The organism is Endozoicomonas atrinae, assembly GCF_001647025.1.
In the GTDB taxonomy this organism is placed as follows: Bacteria; Pseudomonadota; Gammaproteobacteria; order Pseudomonadales; family Endozoicomonadaceae; genus Endozoicomonas; species Endozoicomonas atrinae.
Genome location: NZ_LUKQ02000317.1, coordinates 1 through 5,198 on the forward strand (window position 1 = coordinate 1; position 5,198 = coordinate 5,198).

At 49.7% G+C, this 5,198-nt stretch carries 6 protein-coding genes and 1 pseudogene; 6 read left to right on the top strand and 1 reads right to left on the bottom strand.

From position 1 onward, the window contains the following. From AK963_RS32475 to AK963_RS25115, 3 genes and pseudogenes are all read left to right on the top strand, one after another. A pseudogene (locus AK963_RS32475) lies at positions 1-176 on the top strand (IS256 family transposase); the annotation flags it as partial. 317 nt (positions 177-493) lie between these two features. Further along, the gene (locus tag AK963_RS25110) at positions 494-940 is read left to right on the top strand and encodes a GDP-mannose mannosyl hydrolase (protein ID WP_066018123.1); all 447 of its coding nucleotides are present in this window, start codon (positions 494-496) and stop codon (positions 938-940) included. Positions 941-1,101: 161 nt separating this feature from the next. Then, positions 1,102-2,589: a mannose-1-phosphate guanylyltransferase/mannose-6-phosphate isomerase gene (locus AK963_RS25115; RefSeq protein WP_066018124.1), complete on the top strand. Its 1,488-nt coding sequence runs from the start codon at positions 1,102-1,104 to the stop codon at positions 2,587-2,589. A 110-nt stretch (positions 2,590-2,699) separates the two neighbouring features. Here the strand turns inward: AK963_RS25115 and AK963_RS25120 are convergent, their stop codons facing one another. Beyond that, entirely contained in the window at positions 2,700-3,272 is a 573-nt protein-coding gene (locus AK963_RS25120; protein ID WP_175404638.1) for a putative ATP-dependent zinc protease, read from the bottom strand. Positions 3,273-3,458: 186 nt separating this feature from the next. Between AK963_RS25120 and AK963_RS25125 the strand changes: the two genes are divergently transcribed. From AK963_RS25125 to AK963_RS25135, 3 genes are read left to right on the top strand one after another with little or no spacing between them, the layout of a single operon-like run. After that, on the top strand, positions 3,459-3,719 hold the full coding sequence (locus AK963_RS25125; protein ID WP_066018126.1) for a hypothetical protein: 261 nt from the start codon (positions 3,459-3,461) through the stop codon (positions 3,717-3,719). Between the two features lie 40 nt (positions 3,720-3,759). Further along, positions 3,760-4,494, top strand: a complete 735-nt coding sequence (locus AK963_RS25130) for a tyrosine-protein phosphatase (RefSeq protein ID WP_066018127.1) — start codon at positions 3,760-3,762, stop codon at positions 4,492-4,494. Further along, positions 4,491-5,114 carry a hypothetical protein gene (locus AK963_RS25135; protein ID WP_139117651.1) on the top strand — a complete coding sequence of 208 codons (624 nt, stop codon included), beginning with the start codon at positions 4,491-4,493 and terminating at the stop codon, positions 5,112-5,114. The genes AK963_RS25130 and AK963_RS25135 overlap by 4 nt, the downstream gene beginning before the upstream one ends. The last annotated feature ends 84 nt before the right edge of the window (positions 5,115-5,198 follow it).

The window sequence follows — 5,198 nt, forward strand, 5'->3', positions numbered from 1 at the left end:
GCGTCATTCGTAAGGCGATCAAGAACCGGAAGATTTTTCGGACTGATGAGTCAGTCATGAAGGTAATCTATCTGGCCATGGAAAAAGCTTCCGAGAAATGGACCATGCCGATCAGGAACTGGAAAGCAGCCATGAACCGGTTTGAAATTATGTTTCCTGACCGGTTCAAGGAGTAATAGTTTTGGTGGCGTTTACACAGAATTATTTACAGGCTCCTTCTACATCTAGCCATTCCCAATTCCCACTTAACCATTCCCACTTAACCATTCCCACTTAACCATTCCCACTTAACCATTCCCACTTAACCATTCCCACTTAACCATTCCCACTTAACCATTCCCACTTAACCATTCCCACTTAACCATTCCCACTTAACCATTCCCACTTAACCATTCCCACTTAACCATTCCCACTTAACCATTCCCACAATTCCCAACTCCCTCTTAACTATTCCCTCAAACCCCTCTTTACAATTAACTATTAACACAACCACATGCTTGAACTAGAAACTTTTAAAACTGTCGTTGCCTCAACACCGCTGGTTTCAATCGACCTTGTGGTTCGTAATCAGGCTGGTGAGGTGCTGCTGGGCCTGAGGAATAACCGTCCGGCCCAGGGCTACTGGTTTGTACCGGGTGGGCGTATCCACAAAGATGAGCGGATGGCTGATGCCTTTCATCGGCTGGTGTCTGGTGAGCTGGGTGTTGATGCGACGCTGGAACAGGCCGGTTTCCTGGGTGCCTATCAGCACTTTTATGACGATAACTTTTCCGGTAGTGACTTTTCTACCCACTATGTTGTGTTAGGGTATGAACTGACGCTGGACATTGAGCCCTGGCAGTTGCCGGATGATCAGCATTGTGACTATCGCTGGTTTACTGTTGAGCAGCTGCTGACTTCCGGTCAGGTTCATCAGCACACTAAAGATTATTTTTTGTGAGTAAATAGTGAATAGGGAATAGGGAATAGGGAATAGGGAATAGGGAAGAGTTGGCGGGCAGGAGTGGTTCTGGCTTCCCCCTATCCATCCTTACTATTCACTCTTCCCTATTAACAATTCTCCGCTTCAACCCATTAACCATTTACAATTCCCTAAAAGCTATGAATTTAATTCCCGTAATTATGTCTGGCGGTTCTGGCAGCCGCCTCTGGCCTCAGTCCAGAGCACTTAACCCGAAGCAGTTTCTGCCACTGGTCAATGAACAGACCATGCTGCAGAACACCGTGGCCCGACTGGATGGCCTGGATGCGGTGGGTGCTCCCGTGGTGATTGCTAATGAGGATCATCGTTTTCTGGTGGCGGAGCAGCTTCGTCAGATGGGGCGCAGTGCTGAGGCGATTATTCTGGAGCCGGTGGGAAGGAATACTGCTCCGGCAGTGGCACTTGCTGCTCTTAAGGCTCAAAACTCACAACCCGCAACCCATAACGATCCAATTCTGTTGGTGTTGGCGGCGGATCATGTGATTCAGGATGAAAAGGCGTTTCATCTGGCGGTTGAGGCGGCGTTGCCGGCAGCGATGGAAGGTAAGCTGGTGACGTTTGGTATTGTGCCTACTCATCCGGAAACGGGGTATGGTTATATTAAGGCGGGTGAACAGTTAATTGGGAATGGTGAAGAGGGAGTAGCGGTTCAACATGCTGAACCCAAAACCCATAATTCATCACTCACATCTATTTATTCAGTAGAACAGTTTGTTGAGAAGCCGGATCAGGAGACGGCTCAGGGGTATCTGGCTTCCGGAGATTATTACTGGAACTCCGGAATGTTTCTGTTTAAGGCTTTCCGCTATCTGGAAGAGCTGAAGCAGTTCCGGCCGGATATTCTGGAAGCCTGTGAAAAGGCGATGGCGATACAGAGTCAGGACCTGGATTTTGTCCGTCTCGATGAGGATGCTTTTAAGGCCTGCCCGGATGATTCCATTGACTATGCGGTGATGGAAAAAACGACGGATGCCGTTGTTGTGCCACTGGATGCCGGTTGGTCTGATGTGGGTTCCTGGTCTTCCCTGGCGGATATTTCTGAAAAGGATGAGCTGGGGAATGCGGTGCTGGGTGATGTGCTGCTGCACGATACCCGAAATACCTATGTGCGCAGTGATAAAAAACTGATTGCCACGGTGGGTGTGGATGAGCTGGTGGTGGTTGAAAGTGATGATGCCATTCTGGTGGCGCATAAAGACCGCGTACAGGACGTCAAGAAGGTGGTTGAGCAGCTGAAAGCCGAAGGGCGGCCAGAGGTGAGTCTGCACCGGAAGGTCTATCGTCCATGGGGAGCCTATGACTCCATTGATATGGGCGAGCGTTTTCAGGTGAAGCGCATTATGGTTAAGCCGGGCGCCAAGCTGTCGCTGCAGAAGCATTACCACCGGGCGGAGCACTGGATTGTGGTGAAAGGCACCGCGCTGGTTGAGGTTGATGGGAAAGAGGTGCTGCTGACGGAGAATCAGTCGACCTATATTCCGATCGGCGCGGTGCATCGTCTGGAGAACCCGGGTAAGTTTGACCTTGAGTTGATTGAGGTGCAGAGCGGGGGGTATCTGGGCGAGGATGATATCGTGCGCTTTGAGGATACTTACGGGCGTACCTGATTTGTTTTGAACCACGAAGACCACAAAGGAAAAGATAAGCTCTTCTTCTTTCTCTGTGTACTTTGTGATCTTCGTGGTTCAAGGTTATTAAGCCTCTTGATTGCAAGGTCTCAGTGTCTGAGTGCAATATCTCCATCTGGCTCACAGCCATTCAGCAGGTATTTCTGTGAGGTATCAATCACTGCAAGACTATCCAGGGTATTACGCCCCAGAAGAATACTCTGGGGAAAACGTGATCGGGATGTCAGGCTGAACTCGGTGGTGGTTTTCACATTGCCCAGTTCAATGGTCGCTTCGATTACCGGCCGTTTTTGTGGCTTTCCTGAATGGGTTTGTACGAGAATGTATCGCTTGATGGGTTTGAGCAGGGTAACTTCTCGGCTGTTTTCGCCGCGGGTAGTGAGAATATTGAATTGAACCCAGAGTGATCCATTGTTCATCTTTTTGATGGTAATACCCCGTGCATCCATCGATGAGGTGGTTGAGCCTGAGTCAATCAGTGCGGTCAGCTGGGTATCAAATTGATGGTCAATGCGAGTCACGTTTTCCTGGTGACCAAAAAGGTAACGATCTCCGATTCGACAATATTGAAGTACATTGTCTGCCAACAGTTCAAGAGGCATCAGAGCCAGGCTGAAAAATAGAATGGCACCAGTGAACCGGCACCTTGGAGAATACGGCATTACTTCCTCCATGAAGGTACTGCACAACTAAATCCTTCTCTTTATATTTGTAGCTGTTGGCGATAGATTGAGCCTCTTTAATGTGAACAGTTGGTATTTATTGACGGTTTTGCGACGGGGTATCCTCTGACATCGGAGGATTTATCTGTGGATTGCCAGTATTTTGTTATTTAAGGATGCGGTCTCATGAAAAAGTGGGTGCCTGGATGGGATATCCCCCTGATTATGGTAATTCTGGCCGTGGAAGTTCTGTTGATTAACACACTTTCCGGGCCGGATAATGCGCCGTTGAGCTTAAGTATTGTGGATGCGGTGGGCAGTATTGCCTTTGTGTTTACCTATTTTCATGTTCCGGTCCCTGTTGCGCTCTTTCTGACCGGGGCTATGTTGCTGGTTCCAGCTTGTTTGCTGACCTTGCTGATTCGTCGATTGATGTTTAGGCGCTGAGTATTTAGTCTGCCTGTAACTTAATGATTTATCTGACTAAATGATTGATATCCACAACCATATAATTCCCGGCATTGACGATGGGGCTGACAGTCTGGAGCAGGCGCTGGCCATGCTGGAGCTGGCTCAGGCTGATGGAATCCGGAAGCTGGTGTGTACCCCTCATATGCACCCGGGCCGCTTTGATAACAACGTGCAAACCATTCGTCCCGGGTTCTCTGGCCTTAAGCAGAAAGCAGAAGAGGCTGGGTTGTCGATTCAGCTGGCTATGGCGGCAGAGGTGCGCTTCAGCGATGAAATGATGTTTCAGCTGCGCAGGGATGAAATCCCCATGATTGGACAGTGGGAGGGTTTCCAGTGCCTGTTACTGGAAATGCCTCATCAGCGAATTCCTGTGGGTATGGAGCAGATGCTGGACTGGCTTCATAAAAGGGAGATAAGGGTAGTGATTGCTCATCCTGAGCGGAATAAAGAGCTGATGTCTTACCCTGAGCGTGTTCTGCCATTTGTGGAGCGTGGTGCACTGCTGCAGTTGACGGCGGGTTCGGTCGCCGGCCTGTTTGGGGAAAAGGCAGAGGCTACAGCCCGCTGGTTTGTGGATCGTGAGCTGGTGCAGTTTGTGGCTTCGGATGCCCATCACCCGGTTCGCCGACCTCCGGCCATGGCACTGGCTGCTGAGACGTTGAAGCAATGGGTTGGCAGTGAGCAGTGCTCATTACTGACAACGGGTAATCCCGATCAGTTAACGCAGTGCCTTTTTGGTGATGCCTCATGAAAGGTTCGTTATCCTGGCGTCGAGGTTTGTTGGTGCTGCCGGTTGTGCTGGTACTGTGTCTGGCGATTTATCAGGCCTTTACCCTGTTGCGTTCAGAAGTTGGACGTTACCAGACGGAACTGTTTCTGGATCACTGGCAGCAGGAGACCGAAGCCAGCAACAGTTTTGTGGTGGACGCTTCTGAGCTGGACATTGCTATCAATGGTGTGGAAAGTGCCATACGACAAATGCCGGAAAATCCTGCACTGTATGTTTTGAAGGCACGAGTGCTTGAACGAGGCAGGCTTTCCGGAATTGATACAGAGAATCATTCGGAGCTGGAAGCCTGGCAGAAAGCGATTGTGTTAAGGCCTTCCTGGCCATACAGCTGGAGTGATTATGCGCAGGCCCGCTCACAGTATTCTCTGATTGATTCTGAGTTTGAAGCCGCATTACTGCGTGCCAGCGAGCTTGGCCCATGGGAGCCCCGTGTTCTGGAAAACGGCGCATTATTCATACCAATTGAATTTTCTAACTACTGTATAACTGCCCAATCACGGGAGCACAGACTGAACAGTCGACCAGCTTCGCTGCAAAGGTTATTCCAAGCTTCACAGCAACAATCTACAATATTTTCATAACCTGAAAATGCTTTGTTTGATAAGTCATGCTCCCGCATCCACTCCCATAGCCTTTCTGAGCTGTTTAACTCCGGTGCGAATGGT

Coding starts and splice junctions, on each gene's coding strand:
- AK963_RS25110 (WP_066018123.1), top strand. CDS start 494: ATGCTTGAACTAGAAACTTTTAAAACTGTCGTTGCCTCAACACCGCTG.
- AK963_RS25115 (WP_066018124.1), top strand. CDS start 1,102: ATGAATTTAATTCCCGTAATTATGTCTGGCGGTTCTGGCAGCCGCCTC.
- AK963_RS25120 (WP_175404638.1), bottom strand. CDS start 3,272: ATGCCGTATTCTCCAAGGTGCCGGTTCACTGGTGCCATTCTATTTTTC.
- AK963_RS25125 (WP_066018126.1), top strand. CDS start 3,459: ATGAAAAAGTGGGTGCCTGGATGGGATATCCCCCTGATTATGGTAATT.
- AK963_RS25130 (WP_066018127.1), top strand. CDS start 3,760: ATGATTGATATCCACAACCATATAATTCCCGGCATTGACGATGGGGCT.
- AK963_RS25135 (WP_139117651.1), top strand. CDS start 4,491: ATGAAAGGTTCGTTATCCTGGCGTCGAGGTTTGTTGGTGCTGCCGGTT.